The organism is Psychrobacter sp. (assembly GCF_030454045.1).
GTDB lineage: Bacteria > Pseudomonadota > Gammaproteobacteria > Pseudomonadales > Moraxellaceae > Psychrobacter.
Genome location: NZ_JAKDJE010000030.1, coordinates 1 through 19,289 on the forward strand (window position 1 = coordinate 1; position 19,289 = coordinate 19,289).

Sequence of the window (19,289 nt, forward strand, 5' to 3'; positions counted from 1 at the left end):
TCATTGTCGTATTCTCTCAGAAAATTGAGTCTCCGACAATTCCGGGGCGGTTCAAAGACACGCACACTTACTTTGTCGGTGAGACTGGTATTTGGGTGCATGAATAGAAATTGTACCAATGGGGCAAACTGATATACATATTCAATCGTCAAAAATAGACAAAAAAAGGTGAGTTACGACTGCGTAACCCACCTTTTTTATTTATAAGATAAACGGTATTCATAATACTATTTAAAATTATGACCGTGGCACTTCACGCTTCCTTTCCAAAAACAGCATATCGATGACAATCAGTACAACCCCGAGAGAAATCCCAATATCTGCGATATTAAAAATCGGATAATGCCAAACATCAGCATAGTGCACATGGATAAAGTCAATCACATGACCATGTAGCAAGCGATCGATCAAATTACCAAGCGCACCGCCCAATACCATGGCAAGACCAAGTGATAATAGAGTAGCTTTGCGAGGCGCTTTGAGTAAATAGATAATCAAAAATAGCGACATCACAAGTGCCAACCCTGAAAAAAACCACTTCTGCCAACCGCCCGCATCTGCCAAAAAGCTAAATGCTGCGCCGTAATTATAAGCCAATGTCCAATTGAGAAATGGCTCGATCACTGGCACTGGATCATGAAAGGTCAGCTTGGTTTCTGCCAGCCACTTGGTCCACTGATCTATGACAATGATAATCAGCGCCAGTGCATACCACATAAAAGCACGACTGCCATTGGCCACCATTTTTGGTGTCCTATTTGTTGATTTGGTCAGGCGACCTCTAGGCGTGGTTGAGCTACCAGTGGTCGCGTGAGCAGGCTTGGGCGAGTGATCGACCTTAACTTGCGGCTGCTGGTCTTGCTGGCTATCAGATGAGTCCGTTGGGTTAGGCATAGTGGCGCACCTCTCCATCACCACTGACATTGGTCACGCAGCGTGCGCAAATCTCAGGATGGGCGCTATCTGTACCGATGTCGTCACGAATATGCCAGCAGCGTACGCACTTAGTACCAGCGGCAGCGCTGACTTGTACCACTAAGTCAGCAGCTTCGTCTGTATTGGCCTCGTCTGCCTGCTTGGACTCAGCAGGTGCCTCGCTCATAGGTTCGAGTGTTGCATTGCTAGTAATCAATACAAAGCGCAGCTCTTCATCAAGCTTTAATAAGCTTTCATACATAGCGCCATCAGCGTATAGATTCACATCAGCCGATAAATTGGCATTGATGATTTTTTCACCACGTGCGGTTTCGATGTGTTTGTTTACCATGTCTTTAGCAAACATAATACGTTGCCAGTCATCATGAGTAATCGCACTGAGCTCAAACGCTGGGAATTCATACCATTCTTGAGTAAACACGTAGCCGCCTTTATCTGCTTCACGTTGGTTCAGCACTTCCCACGCTTCTTGCGCGGTAAATGACAGGATCGGTGTGATCCAGCGAATCAATGCATGAGCAATATGGTAGATTGCCGTCTGGGCAGAGCGGCGCGGCTGACCGTCTTTTTGGGTGGTGTACTGACGGTCTTTGATGATGTCTAAATAAAAACTGCCCAAGTCTTGCGAGCAAAACGCGGTCACGTGCTGGGTGACTTGGTGAAAGTCCATCGCATCATAGGCACTGATGATTTGCGCTTGTACGGTTTGCGCGCGCTCAATGATGAATTTATCAAGACTGACCAGCTCGTCCATCGGTACACTGTCGGTTGCAGGATTGAAGTCATCAGTATTGGCCAGTAAGAAGCGCAAGGTGTTACGAATACGGCGATACATATCGATCGCGCCTTTAAACACCGTCTTACCTGCGCTCATCTCATAGCGATAGTCGCTCGAGGCAATCCACAGACGCAGCATGTCCGCGCCCGTTTTGTTAATCTCGTCTTGCGGCGTGATGATGTTGCCAAGTGACTTACTCATCTTGCGACCGTTTTCATCAACCACAAAACCATGGGTCAAGACTTGCTTGAACGGTGGGCGCTCGTACATCGCCTCTGAGGTCAGTAAGGAGGTCTGGAACCAGCCACGATGCTGATCTGAGCCTTCAAGGTACATATCAGCAGGATTGGTCAGCTCATCGCGCTGCTCAAGCACCGCAAAATGCGTCGTGCCTGAGTCAAACCACACATCCAGCGTGTCGGTGGCTTTGTCGTAGTCCGCAGCCTCATCACCTAAGAAGTCTTCACAGCTGGCATCAAACCATGCCTCTACGCCTCCTTTAGCGATTTTTTGTGCGGCTGTTTCCATCATCTCAAGCGTGTTTGGATGCAGCTCGCCCGTTTCTTTGTGCGTAAAGAACGTAATCGGCACGCCCCATGTGCGCTGACGGCTGATACACCAGTCAGGACGACCGTTCATCATCGCTTCGATGCGGTTTTGTCCCCACGCTGGCGTCCAGTTCACTTTCGGGATGTCGGCAAGTGCGCGCGCGCGTAAGCCTTCTGCTTCCATACTGATAAACCACTGCGGCGTGGCGCGGAAGATAATTGGTGACTTGTGACGCCAGCAATGTGGATAGCTGTGTTCAATTTTGGTATGGCTGATTAGATGGCCATTGTCATGTAGGGCAGCGATGATTTTTGGATTGGCTTTATAGATGTGCTCGCCTGCGAAGATCGCTGCGCTGTCAAGATACACACCGCTGCCGCTGACTGGGTTTTCAACAGGTAGGTTGTACTTTAGACCAACGATATAATCGTCCAAACCGTGACCTGGGGCAGTATGTACCAGACCTGTACCGCTGTCGGTGGTGACGTGATCGCCTAGGATAATCGGCACTTGGCGCTCTGCAATCAGTGGATGCTGTACTTGAAGCCCTTCAAGCTCACGTCCTGATACGGTCGCGAGGATGCCTTGGTTTTCAAGGCTGAGCGCGGTCATTGCAGCGTCAACAAGGTCAGTGGCCAGTAGCAAGTTACCCTTTGAAGTCGCGACCACACTGTAGTCATGCTCAGGATGGACTGAGATGGCTTGGTTGGCAGGTAGCGTCCATGGGGTGGTGGTCCAGATGACCGCGGCAATGGTGTCGTCGATGGCTGCCATGGCATCGAGCTTGTCCGTACCCAATACATCAAAGCTGACATAGATGGCATCAGAGACTTTGTCTTGGTATTCCACTTCGGCTTCTGCTAGAGCAGAGCCACAGTCCAAGCACCAGTTCACTGGCTTCATGCCGCGCGTTACGTGACCATTTTCATGGATTTTTGCCAGCGCACGTACGATGTTGGCTTCCTGCGCAAAGTTCATGGTCAGATAAGGGTTGTCCCAATCGCCAAACACGCCTAGACGCTTAAAATCGGCTTTTTGCAACTCAATTTGGGTACTGGCGTATTCGCGGCATAGACCACGAAACTCGGTTGCCGAGACTTTTTGCCCGACTTTACCAACTTTGGCTTCGACCTTTTGTTCGATCGGTAGACCGTGACAATCCCAGCCAGGGACGTACGGCGCATCAAAGCCCGCTAGGGTTTTTGACTTCACAATAATATCTTTGAGGACTTTATTGACCGCGTGACCCAAGTGAATCTGCCCGTTAGCGTATGGAGGGCCATCGTGCAAAATATACTTGGGCGCGCCGTCACGGGCGCTTCTAATCTTGCCATAGACGTCATCCGCCTCCCAAGCAGCTAACCAATCTGGCTCGCGTTTGGCAAGGTTTGCACGCATCGCAAATGGCGTATCCGCAAGGTTAAGAGTGTCTTTATAGTCGATGGATTCGGTCATAGTCGTTGTCTTTGTCTCTATTGATACAAGGGAAGGATAATAATAGGAATGCTATATGTTATAGGGCGAATTATGAATCAGTGAGACTGATTGGCAAATTCTAGGGCATTCATTATAGGACAAATAATGGACTAAAAATAGGGGACATGACACTTAGCTGTTCAAGACCAAGTGGTGACAGGTATGCACGTACTGATAAAGCGTCGCAATAGACCAACGACTCGTTTTAATAAGCGTGTGCCCTATAGGCTTAATTAGGCGTGATGAGTAGCTGCTCGGCTAATGTAGAAAAAGGCGGTGCTGAGTATTCAAAGTCGAGACTGGCTTCAAGGTGGTTTAAATGCTCCTCCAGTAGCCAGATGAGACGCGCTTCATCTCGCGCTTCAATCGCTTGCACGATATGCGAGTGGTCATCGCCCGCGCAGCTCGACAAGCCCACTTTGTTATATAAGCCAATAATCAAGGTTGTGCGCAGCGTCAACTCATTCAAAAATCGCTCTAACACTTGATTGCCTGCAATCAGCGCAAGATGCATATGAAATATGCGTGATAAACGCAGCTCTGCCGGTTTATTGCCAGCGGCTCGCGCCTCAGCCTCGGCCGTGATGGTTGCGCGCATCTCTGTAATGTCTTTGGTACACACATTGTCAATCACACCATGAGCGATGGTGCGCTCGATCGTGCGCCGCGCCTCAAACACATCATAAGCTTCTTTGGGTGAAGGGGTAGCAACAAAAGCCCCGCGATTGGGCTGAATGTCTACGACATGCATCGTGGCAAGGGTCGAGAGGGCGCGCCTTACATTGGCTCTGTTGCAGCCAAACAAATCGCTGAGCATCTGCTCGCCAAGCTTAGTACCCGCAGGCACGCGCTGCTCTGACACCGCGGCTGTAATTGAGTTCACGATGATTTGTTCGGGCAGAAGGTCAGTATTGCCGACTGGTTTTTGGGTTTTGAGTGTTTTCATGGCGGCAATTATAGAGGCCTATCTGAACCACCACAACCGCCATCACCACAAAAATTAAAATTTATGGTTGTTTTGTTAACAATAATAGTTAACAATAATTTTTCTATCAATAAAAGCCTGAATGACTGGCGGTGAGTGTATATGAAAATTTTAGTAATGAATCCCAATTCGACGACATCGATGACCGATAAGATCGTGGAGAGTGCGCGCAGCCGTGCCAGTGCGGGTACCCAGATTATTGGCGCTTCTGGAACAGATGCCCCAGCATCGATTCAAGGTCATCATGATGAAGCGTTGTCGGTACCCGGTTTGATCAGACGCTTGCAACAAGCAGAAGCCGACGGTGTTGATGGGGTGGTGGTTGCCTGTTTTGATGATCCAGGCATTGGCGCTTGCCGTGAGGTGTTTTCTGGACCTGTGCTTGGCATTTGTGAGGCAGCCGTGAAGGCCGCTAGCATGATTTCGACCTCGTTTAGTGTGGTGACCACGTTGCCGCGTTCTGTTGCCGTGATTGAACACCTCATCCATGGTTATGGTTTATCACACCGCTGTCGCCGTGTGCGCTCGGCATCCATTCCAGTGCTCGCCCTTGAAGAGCCAAACTCTGGCGCTCGTGAAAAAGTGCGTGATGAGATATTGCGTGCGGTGCGTGAGGACAAGTGTGAGGCGGTGGTGCTGGGCTGTGCGGGGATGGCAGATCTGACAGAGTGGTTGACTGAAGAGACGGGCGTGCCCGTGATTGATGGGGTGGTCGTTGCCACTCGTATGGTCGAGGCGTTGGTTGGTTGTGGTTTAAAAACGAGCAAAATAGGGGCTTATGCCATGCCAGTACAAGGTTAATTATTAACCGATACATTTTTTGAGGGAGGAGGACACAATGGAGAATGCAAGAGGCGCCGCCGTAGCGGTAGAAGCAGATACGTTTGATAATAAGGCGATAGGAGAGGAAAGCCTTGCACCGCAAACCACCCGTATCATGGGATCTTGGTCTTACTTATTTGCATGGCTGGGTGGGTGCGTATCTATCGGGACGTTCACAGTCGGTTCAGGGTTGGTGGGGACGCTAAATCTGTTACAAGTGGTACTGGCCATTACGATTGGCTGCACAGTGATTGGCGCGGCATTAATGCTAAACGGCCGTGCAGGGCACAAATACGGCATACCTTTTATGGTGCAATGCCGCTCATCTTTTGGCTTTTCTGGCAATCGTATCCCAGCGCTCGTGCGTTCTATTCCTGCTATCGTTTGGTTCGGCTTTCAAAGCTGGATTGGGGCAGGCGCGCTCAACTTGGTGTCTGATGCCTTATTTGGCTACAACAACCTTGTTGTATTCTTCATTGGTTTTCAATTTTTACAAATTGGCTTATCAGTCCTTGGTTTTCATGGCATCAAATGGCTTGAAAATATCGGTTCGGTGTTTATCATCGGCTCACTGGCGTATATGTTTTTTAGCGTCCTCAACAAATATGGCGACGTCATCTCCAGCAATTTGGTCAATGTTGAAGGCACGTGGGGCACTCCGTTTTGGGGTGCCACCATGCTATTTTTGGGCGTTTATAGCACCATGATGCTCAACGTCTCTGACTATTCACGCGAGCTGAATCACAACGTTGGGTTTTTTCGGCAAGTGGTCATTTATGCCAACTCCATCTTACCAGCGACTTTGTTTATGGGACTGATTGGTTTGATGGTCACCAGCGCAACGGGTGAGGTGGATCCTATTAAGGTGTTCTCCAGTGCAGTCGATAACAAGCCGCTGCTCATCATTACCATGCTCTTTATTGCCTTTGCACAGGTCACTACCAATATCTTAAACAACGTGGTACCACCTGCTTACGCGTTGATGGATATTTTTAATATTAAGTTTAAAACCGCGGCTGTCATCGTGGGTTTGCTCGCGTTTGGCACCTTTCCATGGGAGCTGGTCAAGGACGAATCTGCGGCTGGCTTGAACCTCTTTATCCAGACCTACTCGGCCTTTTTAGGTCCTCTGTTTGCCATCTTAGTGGTGGACTATTATGTCATTCGTAAGCAAACCCTTGATCTGGACAAGCTTTATGATGCCAATGGCCCTTATAAAGGGGTCAACATGGCGGCGATTATCGCGATGATAATCGGTATCGTGGTGGCACTGATTTTTAATAGTGTGTCTTGGTATGCCAGCTTGATTCCAACCGGATTGATCTATTGGATTTTGATGCGCAAAATGCCTGCCGCGCAGCGTTTTATGTCATAAAAGGTTAGGGCGTGCCCCTACTGCAATCGTTTATCACCGTTTCTAAAAAAAGCCTGTTTATCTACCAGGTAGACAGGCTTTTATTTTGGCTATAGACATATTGTAGAGAAAAAATGCCTTCTGACTTTCTGAGCTCACTCTGACAGAGGCCACAAACAATGGATATCGGTATGGTCGATTAAAAAATTGATGATAACCAAAGCCGCAGTTTTAAGGACCAAAGAGGTTGAATGCCTGTCAATCCCTGCGTCATCTCGCCATCTTTTAAAATGACATAAGAGGGCGTGACTTGCCCTTGCCAATCGGTAAAAATATGACCTTCTTGATCGTTTATGGTGGTAAAGCCAAACTGATGCTGATCGAGGTAGCGGTGTAAATCTTGATCATCACCTGACTGCACAGCGATAGTGATGACAGCATGATCGTTTGTCGCTGCTAGCCTATTTATCGTTGGCGATGTGACACTACAGACTGAGCACCATGTCCCCCAAAAATATATCAGTGTTGGCTGCTGGCGACTCAGCTCGGCCAAATCCACCGGTTGCCCTTGATAGTCCATTAATTGCAATTGCGGATCGGCTGGCATGACAGGCTGTCGCCACCAGTTGACCACACTATAAATCACCAAAAATATCACCCCATAGAGCAGTGCTGTCTTAAGCAAAGACAGGATGCGCTGTTTGGGTGTTTTTTTCGGTTTTTCGAGGGTTTTGTCGATACCATTACCAGTCGTCATAGGGGTTGCTTTTATACTTTTTATGTGTTGATAGATAAAAATAAACGGCTGATGATGCAGCCGTTTATTGGAGTAAAAAGTCAGTGGGGAGTTATAGCAGATACGTTATTATGGCTTTTGCGCGCGGTTTTGTAAGGGATCACCAATGAGCACACTGCCTGAGTTTTCGCGGCGTTCGGCATCGCTTAATTTACTGGCCGATACTTTGGACTTTTTCTTCCATTTTAAACTAAATAAGTCATCACGGCGGTCAATCAGGTTGTGCACTGAGCCTTCGTGACGCACGTGGGTAAGCTTATCTAAGTTGACATCAGAGAAGAAAATCATCTCGGTATTGGGCGTGGTCTCTGCCATGATGGCATCATGTGGGAATGCAAAATCTGACGGTGAGAAGATAGACGACTGTGCGTACTGAATATCCAAGCTTTCGACTTGTGGCAAGTTACCTACCGAGCCGCAGATCATGACATAGCATTCGTTTTCAATGGCACGTGCTTGAGCACAATGGCGTACACGCAAATAGCCGTTTTTGGTATCTGTCCAGAAAGGCACGAATAAAATATCCATATCATCAAGCGCGAGCAGACGAGACAGCTCAGGGAACTCGATGTCGTAACAAACCAAAATACCGATACGCCCCGCATCGGTGTCAAAGACCTGTACTTTATCGCCACCTTCAATGACCCACGCGCTACGCTCATGCGGGGTGATATGAATTTTGCGTTGCTCTTCAACCGTACCATCACGGCGGCACAGATAGCTGACATTGTACAAGGTATCGTCTTCGTCTAATAAAGGCATAGAGCCTGTAATGACATTGACGTTGTAACTGACGGCCAAATGCGAAATTTCATTTTTAAACCATTCGGTGTAATCGGCCAAAAAGCGAATGGCGATGTTTTGGTCAGTAGACTCGCACAAGCCCATCAGCGGCGCGTTAAAAAACTCAGGCAAACAAGCAAAGTCAGAGTTATAATCGGCCATCACATCGACAAAGAACTCCACTTGCTGGAGCAACTCTTCAGGCGACTCGACCTCACGCATCTGCCACTGAATACCACCGATACGCACCTCAGATTTACGCGTATTGGGCTTATAATCTTTTGGCTCATAATAAATGTTTGACCACTCAAGCAACGTGGCAAAGCCTTTCGACTGTTTGTCATCTGGTAGGTAAGCGGTCAAGATGCGCTTGACAATAAAACCATTTGATAGTTGAAAAGACAACGCTGAATCATGGATTTCACGGCTTTCAACAGCATCAATATATTCGCCTGGGCTCAAGTCTTGATGATTATGATAGTTGGGAATGCGGCCACCCGCCAAAATCGCGCGGAAGTTGAGCTGACGGCACAGTTCTTTGCGTGCGTCATAGAGACGGCGACCGAGACGGTAGCCACGATAATCAGGGTCAATCAGCGCATCCAAACCATAAATAGCATCACCCTCAGGGTTGTCTCTGATGATCTCTTTTTGTCCAATCAAATCATCATAAGTATGCGGGTTGGAGAATTTTGCATAATCGACACGCATGGAGAGGACGATACCAATCAATTGATCATGATCAAATAATGCAATCTGCCCTTCAGGAAAGGCATCAATTAAGGTGTGAATGGTTGTTTTGGACCAAGCACCACCTAAGTTTGCATAAACACGGTCCATTAGTGCTTTTAGTTGGGGATAGTCTTTTTTCTTGATCTCAGCGATCGTGAGATGAAAGTCATCTGTTTTTTCAATTTTACTCATGATATTCCTATATTAAATTTCTACTAAATTTGAGTATGCGTAATGCAATGATCCTAAACACTCGATTTTGTCAATTTTTATGAAAAAAAACCAATAAGAATATTCCAATAGTCAGATATAGCCGCTACAATAATTATTACTCTATTTACAATGGGTTATAGCAATATTTTATGCCATGTTGCTCAGTGTATTTGAGGTTTATTCTGACTGATATAGAGGAATAAACCTTAGTAATCATTGCCTGCCGTATCACTTGGTTTTTTATTGGATTGTTAATAACGAAATACAGGGTTGCCCAATGCCTTTACAACGGCGACTGTTTTGCTATTTATTATCTAAATATAAAATCTAAGTAATATCTATCAGTATCATTCATTTTACTTGCTATGATAGCAAGCTATATAAGTAATAATAGTCTCACGTAGTAACTATTTGCTACGTTTTTGTGAGTCTGCAGCTTTATCTACTTCAGGCATAGTATCGTCTTGCTTGTTTCATTTGGCCAGCGTTATCGGCTTTTAGGATTATTTTATTATGCCCTTAACTCGTAGCAATAGAATCAAGCAATGGGATGCAATACAAGAATCAGCACTGGTTCAATTGGTCTATGTCAGTACGCTAACGCTCGGTTCACGCCTGAATACCTCGATATTCGAGGACGTAGAGGCTCATGCGCGCGATTACAATGAGCAGCATGGTATTACAGGCACACTGTGTTATGGCAATGGTCAATTTTTGCAGTGTATCGAAGGCGAAAAAAGACATGTCTTTGCGCTACAAGAACGTATCTTTGCTGATAGTCGTCACAAAAATATCGAAGTGCTTTTACTACAAGAGATTGATCATCGCAGCTTCTCAGATTGGCGCATGCGTCTGCTGTTTTTGGAGCGCTGGCTATGGTCGCCTGCCACCAAAGAACAAGCGGCACAGTTGTCACTATTTTTACCGTTTGCGCCGCACGGCTGGTCACCTGATCGTACTGAGCAATTTTTGCAAATTATCAAAAATTTCGATACCCAGCCACATATCAAAGCAGCGGGCATTACTTACAATGCGCTAGGCAATATGTTCCGCCATGTCGCCGCGCCGCATCAAGCCTTTTTGATTGTCCAAGGGTTTCTTAGTATCTTGCTGGTAGTGGGGTTGATGTTGCTATACTGGTAAACCATGTACCTTTACAAACGATGATCTGATGAATAAAAAAAGACGCTAGCCTATGGGTTAGCGTCTTTTTTTGAGATAAATAGTTGGCCTATCAATCACATATCAAACACCTTCCCGCGATTCATAATATTATTAGGATCAAACACCTTTTTCACCTCACGCAAGTACTCAATCTCCGTCTCACTGCGGCTGTATTGCAGATACGGCTTCTTCGTCATACCCACCCCATGCTCAGCCGAGACCGACCCGCCATATTTTTGTACCGTCTCAAACACGTGCTTATTCACCACCTGACACTCGCTAAAGAAATCATCCTTACTCATGTTCTCAGGCTTTAAGATATTCAAATGCAAATTACCATCACCGATATGACCAAACCAGCACACCTCAAAGTCAGGGTAATTGCTGCTGACAATCGCATCAATCTCTTTAATGAACTCAGGCACATAACTGATCAGCACAGACACATCATTCTTATACGGGGTAAACACCGAGATCGTCTCTGAGATGTACTCGCGCAGCTTCCACAGCTCAGCCGCCTGACTAAGGCTTTGGCTCATCACCCCATCAACCACCCAGCCTTGCTCTAAGCAATGCTCAAAGACGGCCATGGCTTTTTCCATGATGGGCTCATAAGGCGCTTCAAACTCTAGTAGGGTATAAAACTTGGTACGTGATTCAAACGGCTCTTGTACTTGACCATGTGCCATGAGCTTATCAATCGCCACATCATCAAAAAACTCAAAGGCAGTCAAGTCAATCTGCGCTTGAAAGGCTGATAAAACATTCATGACGTCACTAAAGCTGTCCATACCCAGCACTATGACATTTAGGTCTTGTGGCTGACGCTCAAGCTTGATTTGTGCATGGGTGACAAGACCTAAGGTTCCCTCAGCCCCGATAAACAGTTGACGTAAATCGTAACCCGTGGCGTTTTTCACCATGCCGCGGTTGAGGTGCAAGATATCCCCTTTACCCGTAACGACCGTTAGTCCCATGATCCATTGACGGGTCATGCCATAGCGGATGACTTTGATGCCGCCAGCATTGGTACCGATGTTACCACCCATTTGACTAGAGCCTGCTGAGGCAAAGTCGACAGGATAGTAGAGATTTTTTGATTCGGCAAACTGCTGTAGCTGTTCGGTGACAACGCCCGCTTCAATCTCGACCATGCGGTCCGCTGGATAGAACTGTCCAATCTGGTTCATTTTATCCATGCTGACGACGATCTCGCCATTGGCAGCAACCGCGCCTGCTGAGAGTCCGGTACGACCACCGCTAGGGGTGAGGACGACGTTATGCTCATTAGCCAGTAGGACGATGGCTTGTACTTGTTCGGTGGTCTTTGGAAAGACGATGGCAGCGGCAGCGGGGGCGAAGTGCTTGGTCCAGTCTTTGCCCCAGTGCTCTAAGCTTTCGGCGTCGGTCTTTATTTGGCTGGGGTCAAATTGATGGGTGTCAGTCAGTGAGCTTAGGATAGTCTGCACAGCGTTGGTATGGGTTTGGGATGTGGGCTGATCGGTAGTTGTCGTCATGGTCATATCTCAATATTGGCGTAAGCATGATGTTGGAGCTACTTATTATATAGCGAAATGGCGATAAATTCAGTGAGGAGTCGGCTCGCAATAGCAATAAGTGGTGGATAGCTTTTTGATACAAAAAGCGGGAAATAATAAAACAGTGGCTTGGTTTGACACAGAGTGATTCACTATAGCATAAAAAATTTTCAGGCTAGGTAACCAATAATTTATCTAATCTGCTAACATCGGCGTCAAATTTTGTGTAAGATATCTGGACTGTTTTCGTTTCATCCATCACAGATTATCCGACAGATAATCTTATAAAACAAATATAGGACAGTTCTCATATGGCGTTATCACTACAAAAAGACAAAATCCGGTTTTTATTGCTTGAAGGTCTACATGACAATGCCCTAAAAGTATTGGAAGGTGCTGGTTATCACAACATCGAAAATATCAGTCACGCGTTAGACAAAGATGAGCTGATTGAAAAGATCAAAGATGCTCACTTTATCGGTATTCGTTCGCGTACTCAGTTGACGCGTGAAGTACTTGAGCATGCGCATAAGCTTATCGGCATTGGGTGCTTTTGTATTGGTACCAACCAAGTTGATCTTGATGCGGCTCGTGATTTGGGTATTCCTGTCTTTAACGCGCCATTTTCGAACACCCGTTCGGTGGCTGAGCTAGTATTGGCTGAAGCGATTATGCTGTACCGCGGTATCCCTGAAAAAAATGCAACCGTACATCGCGGCGGCTGGGGTAAGTCTGCGACCAATTCACACGAAGTGCGTGGCAAGACGATCGGTATCGTCGGTTACGGCTCTATCGGCTCGCAGTTGTCTGTGCTCGCAGAAAGCTTTGGCATGAAAGTCATCTATCATGATGTCGTGACCAAGCTGCCTCTAGGTAATGCGGTACAAGTAGGCAGTCTAGAAGAGCTGCTCTCAACCGCTGATATCGTGACATTACATGTGCCTGATGTGCCAAGTACGCGCTATATGATGAAAGCTGAGCAGTTCGCTCAAATGAAAGAGGGCAGCTACTTCATCAATGCCGCTCGCGGTACGTGTGTCGAGATTGATGATCTGGCGGATGCGATTGAGTCTGGTAAAGTGTTGGGCGCTGCTATCGATGTGTTCCCAAAAGAGCCAAAGTCAGCTGACGAAGAGTTTGAATCACCATTACGTAAGTTTGATAATGTGATTTTGACGCCGCATATCGGTGGTTCAACACAAGAGGCACAGGCCAATATCGGCCTTGAAGTCGCTGATAAGTTTGTCAGATATTCTGACCAAGGTGATACGGCGACTGCTGTGAACTTCCCAGAAGTCTCTATCCCGTTCAAAGAAAACTCGCATCGTCTGCTACATATTCATAGAAACGTCCCAGGCGTACTGTCTCAGATCAACCGCTTGTTTGCTGAAGCAGGGATTAACATCCTAGCACAGAGCCTGATGACAGAAGGTGATGTGGGTTATCTTGTGATGGATGTCGATTATAACGATTCGACGGCGGCACTCGATCAATTAAAAGATGTAGAAGAGACTATCCGCGTACGTATCTTGTTTTAATTGGTACGAATAGCTGATATAAAAAAGAGAGGCTCTATTACATAGAGCCTCTCTTTTTTTGTATTTAATCAAGTTTTATATTTAGTCAGCGTTGACGTTGTTTGCTGCTTCTGCCTGTAGACGCGCTTCCGCTTTGGCGGCTTTGCGCTTCTCTATCACATCCATCACGTCACTACCAATATGAGCCTCGCCGCGCTTTTTCGCTAGCTGCATTTGGTGCTCGCGCTCACGGAATCTAGCTTTTTGCTCATCTGTGGCTTTGTCAATACAATGCGGGCATGACTCGCCTTTGATATAGGCTGGGCTCTGCATGTCATCGCTAGTGATCGGCATACGGCAGGCAAAACACTGCTCGTAGTTGCCCTTTTCTAAGTTGTGATTGACTGATACACGGTTGTCAAAAACAAAGCAATCACCTTGCCACATAGAGTCACTGGCTGGGACTTCTTCTAGGTATTTTAGAATACCACCTTCTAAATGATAAACCTCTTCAAACCCTTGCTCGCGCAAATAGGCAGTTGACTTCTCGCAGCGGATACCGCCTGTGCAGAACATGGCAACTTTCTTATGCTTGGCTGGATCGAGCTCTTTTGATACGTACTCTGGAAACTCACGGAAGGTCTCAGTGTTCGGGTTGACGGCATTTTGAAACGTACCGATTTGTACTTCATAATCATTACGTGTATCGATGAGAGTCACTTCAGGATCTGAGATCAATGCATTCCATTCGCTAGGCTTTACATAGCGACCAACGGATGCCAACGGGTCGATATTCTCTACGCCCATGGTGACGATTTCTTTTTTGAGCTTCACCTTGGTACGGTAAAACGGCTGCGCATCGGTATAAGACTCTTTGAAAGTAAACGTACCAATCGCTTCGATATTGCGCAGATAGTCAAGGATGGTATCGATACCCTGACGCGTACCAGAAATCGTACCGTTAATGCCTTCGCTTGCCAGCAATAAAGTGCCTTTGACATCGTTATCTAGCATGGTATTCAAAATCGGCTCGCGATACTGCTCAAAGTCAGTGAAGCGTGTGAATTTATAAAGTGCGGCGACGACGATATTGTTGGTTTCGCTGTCGTATTCGGCGGCGTGTTGCTGATTATTTGTGCGGTTGTCAGTGGTCATGCAAGTCTCCTGCTGGCTGAGTCGTAAACCCAGTGCAATATTAAAAAAGGTAAATAAGTGAATAACACTAGCACAATTGTGGAATTAGGCCAGTGCGCGCGTAGTGTAGCAAATTTTATGAGGGTTTTGAATAGTTTATGTCGCTCAGCTTGATAGGAGCTGAAATAATAAATGCTTTGATTATAAGATAAAAATAAAAAAGCCCAGAAAAATACTGAGCTTTTTATAAAGGATTTGATGTTTTCAGCTTTGTTTATAAATATGTTTCCTATGATATTGTAAATACTTCTTATGCTCAGAAGAAATATTTGATAGTTTCATTTCTTTGTTGATAGATAAGGCCTGAAGGTCATTGGCACTGATTTTATTTGAGATTAGTATTTGACCTAAATCATCGAAACTTATAAAACCTGCATCAAAACACACATCCAAATTTGGTGATAGAAGTAAGCCGTTGTAAAGGCTAAGACGTTCTATGTCTCCGCATTCAGACCAAGGTTTGATATGAGATGCTCTTAATAGTTTTAGTTCCTTACATCCAGTGACAGCACAAGCAGACCAATATTCAATAAGGTTTTGTCTAAACAGTCCTTGACCTATACGTGATCTTACAACTGAGTCCTTCTCTGTACTACTAAGACTTAAATACTCACTAACATCAGCAAGCTTATCTTCTTTTTCCATTTGTGCAGAAAGCATCCAAGCAAACGAATGAGCATCTAATAAGCTAACTTCACTTTTGAGTTTTTCAATTAGCATTATTTTGATATCACTAATAATTTGCAAGTAAATAAAGTAGTTTTCCCAAGAACAACGTTGACTAGTTTTGAACTCTATTCCTAATAATGAGAATGCTCTATCAAAATAAGTAGGTGCGATAGGTAAGTATTTCGAGTTATCTTTAATAAAGTAAAGATAAGCTAAAAGAGAATAGTTCCTTCCAAAAATTTTAATCAATTCATCAAATATTTGTTCGTCATTTGATGAGTGATAAAGGTTAAATAAAGCGCTCTCAACTTCCTCTGTCTTAATAGAGTTACCAATTGCTTCAAAAAGTGGTTGATGTGGTCGATTTTGTTCACCATAGCGATTTTGCCATGGAACTAAATTATTATCTGGAAACTCAATGGTCTCGATGGTTGCCAATATAATTTTCCCACTTCCAATATCATGATTTTTCCATGTATGAAACGAAAGCTTGTTGCGAGCAACTCTATAAATTTGATACTTATATCCTTCTTGTTGATCTGTATAAGGATGTGAAGCAAAAGATACAAAAGGTATATTTGACTTTTCTCCTACAAACCTTATAAAAGCATCGTACTGTCTTTCAAAGAGGTATGGGTTTATTGTTGGGGTAACTGTTTGCATAACATTCCTTCGATTTAGGAGGCTATAAATTTATCAAATGAATAGGATTGAGCTGCTTTCAATTTATATAAATCCTTTGCTTTCATACACAAAAAATCCAGCTCAAAGGCTGGATTTCCTATTATCAACTTAATCTTTTTTGAGGTTCGTTTAGAGTTTACTTACTCTGGAACCAGCGATCCGCTTGGTTACGTGCATTGGCGATGTCTGAGCTTGATAAGTTCAATGCCAACTGTCCAATCTTGCCGCGCGCTTTGTTACGGACTTTTTCGTCGAGCATGCCATCACGGGCAGCCAAGTCATACCACTTATAAGCATCGACCAGATTTTTTTGTTTTTCATCCAAGAGGGCAAGGGTATAGCTTGCACGGTTGTCGCCACGCATGGCCGCTTTTTCTAGCCAGTGACGGGCTTGTTGCAAGTTAGGCTGTACGCCTTCACCGCGTAAGTACATGATTGCAAGGTTTAATTGCGCAGGAGCAACGCCCTGCTGAGCGGCTTTGGTGTACCACTGGATAGCTTGCTGGGTGTTTTGAGCGATACCTTCGCCTTTTTGCAAACGCTTGGCTAAATAAAATTGAGCATGGTCGTTGCCTTGAGCGGCACGGTTAGACAGCTCGCTCACAGGCATCAGCTCAAAGCGTGACGTATCAAGCGGTACGTTGGATATTAACTCAGCATTGGCCAAACCAGCACAAGAAAATAAGGCAGTAAACAATGCGGCTTTTAATAGTTTCATAGCAGCTCCAAAATTAGGCAGTTAATACGCAAGAAAATTGTACCGCTAAACATTGTCTCGCTAAAGGCAGTTAGGCGGCGATAACAACTAGGCGAAATCTTGCGAGTGGCATTTACCTAATTATTAGCAATGGGGTTTGTCATTTTGGTGTTATCAAATTGGCCCAAGCTAATTAGACAAACGGTCGTAATAGTGGGTTGACTGACAACATTTTGCTAGCTTAACACCCAAACTTACGAAACTCAAATACTAATTACAAGATTTCATCGCTACCTGTACCTGATTGTCCTTAGTAAAATCATAGAGTTACTATAAAAAATAACCAGTTAATAATTTAGTAAGGTCAGAAGTCAAAGCGCAATGATCATCTTGCCGACTCATATATATATCAAATAGTTGACGTTATTTTGGATTTTTTTTGGTAACTCGGTAGATGGCAACATCTGCGAGTAGATTGGGTGCTTGTCTAATCAGAGCGGTCATCAGCGGTGTATGTCCTTTATCAGAGTCACTGACCGCAAAGCGGTTGATAATGTGGATATCATGCTGCGTACATAGCTGTTCAAAGTCTTTAAACGTACATAAATGAATGTTTGGCGTGTTGTACCATTCATAAGGCAGTGCCTCAGACACCGGCATCAGACCCTTTAGTCCCAAATGAAGACGGTTTTGCCAATGGGCAAAGTTAGGAAAAGTGATGATCGCCTCACGAGCGACGCGTAGCATATCGAGCAGTAGGACATCAGGCGCTTTTACCGCTTGTAGCGCGCGCGCCATGACCACGGTATCAAAGCTGTTATCGGCAAAGCGTGCCAAGCCATCGTTTAGGTCTTGCTCAACAATCGATAAGCCGTTACCGATTGCTTCGTTGATTTTGTCCTCGTCAATCTCAAGCCCATATCCAGTGACGCCCAGTTTTTGCTGTAAGTGAGCGAGAAGCTCGCCATTACCGCAGCCCAAATCCAGTACATGTGCTTGCGGTGCAATCCAACGCTCTGCTAATTGGTGATCCATTCTCATGAGCGCTCTCCTGTGGCTGGGCGACTATGGGTAATAAATGGCGCTGTCAAAAATCCTCTAACAGCACCCATGTAGCGAGGAATATCAAATAAAAAAGAGTCATGTCCATGCGGCGCATCAATATTGATATAGCTGACTGGTTTACCAGTCGCCATGAGCGCGTCTACGATCTCCTGAGAGCGCTCTGGGGCAAAGCGCCAATCAGTGGTGAATGAGACAACTAAGTACTGGCACTGTGTATGAGCCAAGGCAGCTTTGAGTGCAGAAAGCTCACGCTGACGCTCGTGGTGACTATCATGGTCAGTATCATCAATGGCCTTTAGCGTCTCTTCAAAATCCTCTTTGATCGCATTGACTGAAGCAGAGATTGACGACTCAATAGGCGTCATTGATTCTGTCACGTCATCTGGTTGGGCTGATGAGTAGTCCCGCGTTGGATCAAAATAATCCAAGGCTTTGGTCATGAGCAGATAAGTATTGGCATCAAAGTTCTCACTAAAGCGCTCGCCTTGATAACGTAGATAGCTCTCAACCTGAAACTCGACATCATAGCCGTACATGAACTTGCCCGATTTTAAATCACGACCAAACTTGGCTTTCATCGCGTCATCAGTCAAATAAGTGATATGACCAACCATCCGTGCCAAGATGAGGCCGCGACGAGGGTAGGTACCAGCTTGTATGTAGCGTCCATCCTTAAAATCAGGATCGGACAATATAGACTGACGGGCGACTTCGTTAAAGGCGATGTTCTGAGCAGACAGTTTCGGCGTACTGGCAATCACCACACAGCGTTTTAGCCTATCGGGATAGTCGACGGACCATTGCAGCGCTTGCATCCCGCCCATCGAACCACCGACGATGGCATGCCAGACATCGATGCCAAGACGATCTGAGAGCATGGCTTGGGTTTTTACCCAGTCTTTAATCGTGATAAGTGGGAAATCAGGGCCGTAGACTTGTGGCTCATTGCTGTTATTTGCCTTGCTATCGCTTGAATCGATACTGTCATCCGAACTAATGCTATCGGGATTAATAGTTGTTGGCCCTGTTGAGCCAAAACAGCTACCGATGTTGTTGACACACACCACATAAAACTGATTGGTATCGATGGCTTTGTTGGGGCCAATCATATTGTCCCACCAGCCCGCTTTTTTGTCATCAACGCTATGAAAGCCAGCTGCATGATGGTTGCCCGATAACGCATGACAAATCAAAATCGCATTTGATTTATCACTATTGAGCGTGCCGTAAGTCTCTACCATCAAGTCAAACGAGGGCAGAGTACGGTTACATTCTAAGGTCAATGGCTCAGCAAAATGGAATTTTTGTGGCGTAACCACACCCACAGATCCAGCAGC

The 19,289-nt window shown here is 45.7% G+C and carries 15 protein-coding genes; 4 read left to right on the plus strand and 11 right to left on the minus strand.

Annotated features, from left to right (window positions below; translation table 11 throughout):
* Positions 1–237: 237 nt before the first annotated feature.
* The 3 genes from lspA to L0G63_RS07210 all read right to left on the minus strand — a co-directional run bounded on the left by lspA (position 238) and on the right by L0G63_RS07210 (position 4,685).
* A complete protein-coding gene (lspA, locus tag L0G63_RS07200) occupies positions 238–894 on the minus strand; it encodes a signal peptidase II (protein ID WP_301450027.1) in 657 nt (218 codons plus the stop codon).
* Positions 887–3,718 carry an isoleucine--tRNA ligase gene (ileS, locus tag L0G63_RS07205; protein WP_301450028.1) on the minus strand — a complete coding sequence of 944 codons (2,832 nt, stop codon included), beginning with the start codon at positions 3,716–3,718 and terminating at the stop codon, positions 887–889. The genes lspA and ileS overlap by 8 nt, the downstream gene beginning before the upstream one ends.
* A 250-nt stretch (positions 3,719–3,968) precedes the next feature.
* Positions 3,969–4,685 (minus strand): GntR family transcriptional regulator, encoded by a 717-nt coding sequence (locus tag L0G63_RS07210; RefSeq protein WP_301450029.1) that lies wholly within the window; start codon positions 4,683–4,685, stop codon positions 3,969–3,971.
* Positions 4,686–4,826: 141 nt separating this feature from the next.
* Here L0G63_RS07210 and L0G63_RS07215 point away from each other — a divergent pair, with 141 nt between their 5' ends.
* Together L0G63_RS07215 and L0G63_RS07220 are read left to right on the plus strand one after the other, a co-directional pair.
* On the plus strand, positions 4,827–5,525 hold the full coding sequence (locus L0G63_RS07215; RefSeq protein ID WP_301450030.1) for an aspartate/glutamate racemase family protein: 699 nt from the start codon (positions 4,827–4,829) through the stop codon (positions 5,523–5,525).
* Between the two features lie 37 nt (positions 5,526–5,562).
* Entirely contained in the window at positions 5,563–6,921 is a 1,359-nt protein-coding gene (locus L0G63_RS07220) for an NCS1 family transporter (RefSeq protein WP_301450031.1), read from the plus strand.
* Between the two features lie 178 nt (positions 6,922–7,099).
* On the opposite strand, the gene L0G63_RS07225 is transcribed toward L0G63_RS07220, so the two are convergent.
* A complete protein-coding gene (locus L0G63_RS07225) occupies positions 7,100–7,657 on the minus strand; it encodes a protein disulfide oxidoreductase (protein ID WP_301450032.1) in 558 nt (185 codons plus the stop codon).
* 108 nt (positions 7,658–7,765) lie between these two features.
* Positions 7,766–9,403 (minus strand): carbon-nitrogen hydrolase family protein, encoded by a 1,638-nt coding sequence (locus tag L0G63_RS07230; RefSeq protein ID WP_301450033.1) that lies wholly within the window; start codon positions 9,401–9,403, stop codon positions 7,766–7,768.
* Between the two features lie 534 nt (positions 9,404–9,937).
* On the opposite strand from L0G63_RS07230, the gene L0G63_RS07235 reads away from it, so the two are divergent.
* A complete protein-coding gene (locus L0G63_RS07235; protein WP_301450034.1) occupies positions 9,938–10,567 on the plus strand; it encodes a BLUF domain-containing protein in 630 nt (209 codons plus the stop codon).
* A 95-nt stretch (positions 10,568–10,662) separates the two neighbouring features.
* Here the strand turns inward: L0G63_RS07235 and L0G63_RS07240 are convergent, their stop codons facing one another.
* Positions 10,663–12,105, minus strand: a complete 1,443-nt coding sequence (locus L0G63_RS07240) for an FAD-binding oxidoreductase (protein WP_301450035.1) — start codon at positions 12,103–12,105, stop codon at positions 10,663–10,665.
* Between the two features lie 332 nt (positions 12,106–12,437).
* On the opposite strand from L0G63_RS07240, the gene serA reads away from it, so the two are divergent.
* Positions 12,438–13,664: a phosphoglycerate dehydrogenase gene (gene serA / locus L0G63_RS07245; protein WP_301450036.1), complete on the plus strand. Its 1,227-nt coding sequence runs from the start codon at positions 12,438–12,440 to the stop codon at positions 13,662–13,664.
* A gap of 81 nt (positions 13,665–13,745) precedes the next feature.
* On the opposite strand, the gene L0G63_RS07250 is transcribed toward serA, so the two are convergent.
* The 5 genes from L0G63_RS07250 to L0G63_RS07270 form a co-directional block, all read right to left on the minus strand.
* Positions 13,746–14,798, minus strand: a complete 1,053-nt coding sequence (locus tag L0G63_RS07250) for a rhodanese-related sulfurtransferase (protein WP_301450037.1) — start codon at positions 14,796–14,798, stop codon at positions 13,746–13,748.
* A 243-nt stretch (positions 14,799–15,041) separates the two neighbouring features.
* Entirely contained in the window at positions 15,042–16,169 is a 1,128-nt protein-coding gene (locus tag L0G63_RS07255) for an HNH endonuclease (RefSeq protein ID WP_301450038.1), read from the minus strand.
* 157 nt (positions 16,170–16,326) lie between these two features.
* Positions 16,327–16,908: a tetratricopeptide repeat protein gene (locus L0G63_RS07260; RefSeq protein ID WP_301450039.1), complete on the minus strand. Its 582-nt coding sequence runs from the start codon at positions 16,906–16,908 to the stop codon at positions 16,327–16,329.
* A gap of 402 nt (positions 16,909–17,310) precedes the next feature.
* Positions 17,311–17,928 carry a methionine biosynthesis protein MetW gene (gene metW, locus L0G63_RS07265; RefSeq protein WP_301450040.1) on the minus strand — a complete coding sequence of 206 codons (618 nt, stop codon included), beginning with the start codon at positions 17,926–17,928 and terminating at the stop codon, positions 17,311–17,313.
* Positions 17,925–19,277, minus strand: coding sequence for a homoserine O-acetyltransferase (locus L0G63_RS07270; protein ID WP_301450052.1), 1,353 nt, complete (start codon positions 19,275–19,277; stop codon positions 17,925–17,927). The genes metW and L0G63_RS07270 overlap by 4 nt, the downstream gene beginning before the upstream one ends.
* Positions 19,278–19,289: the final 12 nt, after the last annotated feature.

What these genes read in the sequence shown, in the direction of transcription:
- L0G63_RS07255 (WP_301450038.1), bottom strand. Translation starts at nt 16,169, where the DNA reads ATGCAAACAGTTACCCCAACAATAAACCCATACCTCTTTGAAAGACAG.
- L0G63_RS07235 (WP_301450034.1), top strand. Translation starts at nt 9,938, where the DNA reads ATGCCCTTAACTCGTAGCAATAGAATCAAGCAATGGGATGCAATACAA.
- serA (WP_301450036.1), top strand. Translation starts at nt 12,438, where the DNA reads ATGGCGTTATCACTACAAAAAGACAAAATCCGGTTTTTATTGCTTGAA.
- metW (WP_301450040.1), bottom strand. Translation starts at nt 17,928, where the DNA reads ATGAGAATGGATCACCAATTAGCAGAGCGTTGGATTGCACCGCAAGCA.
- ileS (WP_301450028.1), bottom strand. Translation starts at nt 3,718, where the DNA reads ATGACCGAATCCATCGACTATAAAGACACTCTTAACCTTGCGGATACG.
- L0G63_RS07250 (WP_301450037.1), bottom strand. Translation starts at nt 14,798, where the DNA reads ATGACCACTGACAACCGCACAAATAATCAGCAACACGCCGCCGAATAC.
- L0G63_RS07230 (WP_301450033.1), bottom strand. Translation starts at nt 9,403, where the DNA reads ATGAGTAAAATTGAAAAAACAGATGACTTTCATCTCACGATCGCTGAG.
- L0G63_RS07210 (WP_301450029.1), bottom strand. Translation starts at nt 4,685, where the DNA reads ATGAAAACACTCAAAACCCAAAAACCAGTCGGCAATACTGACCTTCTG.
- L0G63_RS07215 (WP_301450030.1), top strand. Translation starts at nt 4,827, where the DNA reads ATGAAAATTTTAGTAATGAATCCCAATTCGACGACATCGATGACCGAT.
- L0G63_RS07225 (WP_301450032.1), bottom strand. Translation starts at nt 7,657, where the DNA reads ATGACGACTGGTAATGGTATCGACAAAACCCTCGAAAAACCGAAAAAA.
- lspA (WP_301450027.1), bottom strand. Translation starts at nt 894, where the DNA reads ATGCCTAACCCAACGGACTCATCTGATAGCCAGCAAGACCAGCAGCCG.
- L0G63_RS07260 (WP_301450039.1), bottom strand. Translation starts at nt 16,908, where the DNA reads ATGAAACTATTAAAAGCCGCATTGTTTACTGCCTTATTTTCTTGTGCT.
- L0G63_RS07220 (WP_301450031.1), top strand. Translation starts at nt 5,563, where the DNA reads ATGGAGAATGCAAGAGGCGCCGCCGTAGCGGTAGAAGCAGATACGTTT.
- L0G63_RS07240 (WP_301450035.1), bottom strand. Translation starts at nt 12,105, where the DNA reads ATGACGACAACTACCGATCAGCCCACATCCCAAACCCATACCAACGCT.